The sequence below is a fragment of the uncultured Gimesia sp. genome, assembly GCF_937919775.1.
GTDB lineage: Bacteria > Planctomycetota > Planctomycetia > Planctomycetales > Planctomycetaceae > Gimesia.
Genome location: NZ_CALFPF010000206.1, coordinates 1 through 2,483 on the forward strand (window position 1 = coordinate 1; position 2,483 = coordinate 2,483).

3 protein-coding genes are annotated in these 2,483 nt (G+C 43.5%); all 3 read right to left on the reverse strand.

Annotated features, from left to right (window positions below):
* Positions 1-899, reverse strand: an 899-nt coding sequence (locus Q0294_RS05435) for a hypothetical protein (protein ID WP_299461691.1), incomplete at its 3' end; no start/stop codon positions are given.
* A gap of 10 nt (positions 900-909) precedes the next feature.
* Positions 910-1,872 carry a DUF1559 domain-containing protein gene (locus Q0294_RS05440; RefSeq protein ID WP_299461693.1) on the reverse strand — a complete coding sequence of 321 codons (963 nt, stop codon included), beginning with the start codon at positions 1,870-1,872 and terminating at the stop codon, positions 910-912.
* 72 nt (positions 1,873-1,944) lie between these two features.
* Positions 1,945-2,472 carry a DUF1559 domain-containing protein gene (locus Q0294_RS05445; protein WP_299461695.1) on the reverse strand — a complete coding sequence of 176 codons (528 nt, stop codon included), beginning with the start codon at positions 2,470-2,472 and terminating at the stop codon, positions 1,945-1,947.
* Positions 2,473-2,483 lie beyond the last annotated feature (11 nt).

Sequence of the window (2,483 nt, forward strand, 5' to 3'; positions counted from 1 at the left end):
ATATCTTCATCACTGGCGATTGAGTTTATCGTAGAGTTTTCAGTTGAGGGAGAGTACGAAGGATTAGGCAATTGAGGGAAATCATCTTTCTCCAATTCATGCGATTGGAGATAATCGACCAAATGTGTGTTCTTCTTGATTAATTGCTTGAGTTCCAAAGGGGGAACATCAGCCAGTTTTTTGCGATGAAAATAAATAACTCCAGTACCATATTGAACGGGAGATTTTGTGGTATTCATGTTTAAAGGAGCGTAAGATTCGGGAAAAGCAGGCAGCTCTCCATTTGGATTTTCGAAAAGGTGTACGATTCCTCCCGAATAAACCCATTGCATAAAAGTATTTCTGCGAGATTTCTCCCATTTGGGAACATGATCTAAAAAGACTTCATTCAAAGGATCAACGGCACCTAAAATGGGAGGGAACAAGTCTTCGGGATACTGCTTGATTCCGGGTATGACTTTGCTCAAACTATCTGGTTGCACCAATTGAATCGTAACGGCGCTGGGCATCGGACGTGGTGAGAAAAATGACTGTGTTCGCTGGTCGTTTCCCTGTTTCCAGTATAGTTTCCAGTTGTCTGCTGATTCAGTGAGATAGGGGTAAAACTGGACCCATTTTTTTTCAAAAGGAGCAATATAAGTCGTAGACGAAAGAGCGATGCCAATTTGCTGCCCGCGAAAGGTTTCTCGTTGAAGTCTGATCTCGCTCTCAAATGGTTGTGAAGTGGTATTTTCAACTAAAATCGTAACAGGATTGATTTTGTAAGCCACAAGCCGGTCGCCGAATCCCCACCGTATATCATGAATTTCTATCGCTTCAACAATTTGAGGATACAAAAAAAATATCATCGAAAAATAGATGGCACTATGGAATCCGGAATTTAGCAGATTCGTCTTCATGTGGGAAATTCTAGTACTCTCCGATCAGGTTACTATCATGGCGATTGGCAAGATTTCTCAGAATCTCGTAATTCGCTTTTTGGCTAATAAAACGCACTGAACCATCGCCCAGACAAAAATGAGCCCCTTCTGTATGAGGACTTGAAAATCCTCCCACTTGAAGCAGAGCCTGCTGTTCTTCGGGGAGGGGCAGTAGCCCTTCCACTTCTCTGCTATCGGAATCTGTTGGTAATGTATCCCAGGGTTCGAGCATTCCGTCATCTGGATCCGCTTCGAAGTGGTATTGATGATCAGAGCCAAATCTCTGCATTTGGTTGAATGTGGTCGGGCTCAGGTTGACTTCGTTGATTTTGGTCCCCATATTTCGAAGAGTGGATGAAGTGCCAGACGGCCAGCTCAAAAAACCACCGTCGACTGTTTCTCCTACAAATATCGTATAAGATCGACCATCTTTCAGATCTTTGTCGCGAATACTGCTGTTGAGATATAAGATCCCATTGTTGTCTGCATCAATCGGTACTTCAGTATCGTTATGGCAGCCTGCATAATTATATCCGCCTCGACTACTGGAAGGACACTGAAAACCAGTCAGGATATAGTTCGCTGTCGTACGATTGACTTTGTCGTAGACTCCAAATTTGAAATTATAGCTGCGAAATGCTGCTTTTTCGTCCAATAAAGGGAGAATCTGGAGGACCCAGTTCACATGATAGCCAATCGGTTGATTAAGAATGGGGCCCTGCGGATTGACCGTACCGGAAGGTAGAACCATATGGCTCATCTGGTAATTATGAAGTGCAATGCCGATTTGTATGAGGTTATTTTTACAGTGCGTGGCACGAGCCGCTTCACGGGCCTGTTGAACTGCGGGAAGTAGAAGTGAAATCAAAATCGCGATGATCATGATGACGGCCAGTAACTCAATCAGCACAAATCCGGAACGATTGCGAAGTCTGTTTCGTTTTAAAAGCATGGAACGACTTTTCTTCTGTTGTTAGAAAATAATTTTGCCCGGAAACCGATGATTCTAAATTCTTTTTCTGATTTAATAATCAGAAATTAACTGTCCGTCATGTCGATTTGCTAATGCCTGATACGTTTCAAGATTAAGATTCTCACTCAGGAAACGCACAGATCCATCACCAAATCCAAAATGAGCACCACCTGTGTGAAAACTGGAAAACCCCCCGACGTGAAGTATTTTGGGATCACTGTTTGATGTATCAGAATCTTTTTCCTGTTTTTCGGCTCCCGGGGTCGTATCGTCGGAATCAAATCGTTGTTCAAAGGCAGTTTGGCCTGGGAACAAATTTGAATAAGTGGCATTCGGCTCCGTGCCGGCATTTCTCAAAGTTGACCGGGTTCCAGAAACCCAGCCAAGTTCATTTCCTTGAGTGATCTCGCCAAGAAAGATTGTCTTCGAGCTTCCGTCTGGAATGTCATCATAGCGTACGCTGCTGTTCAAAAACAAAACGCCATTATTGTCGACATCGATAGGAGCTTCGATATCATGATGCATGCCGGCATAACTGTGTCCCTGATTGGGATTGGAAGGACATTGTAAAGTAGAAATGCGATAGTCGG

What these genes read in the sequence shown, in the direction of transcription:
- Q0294_RS05440 (WP_299461693.1), bottom strand. Translation starts at nt 1,872, where the DNA reads ATGCTTTTAAAACGAAACAGACTTCGCAATCGTTCCGGATTTGTGCTG.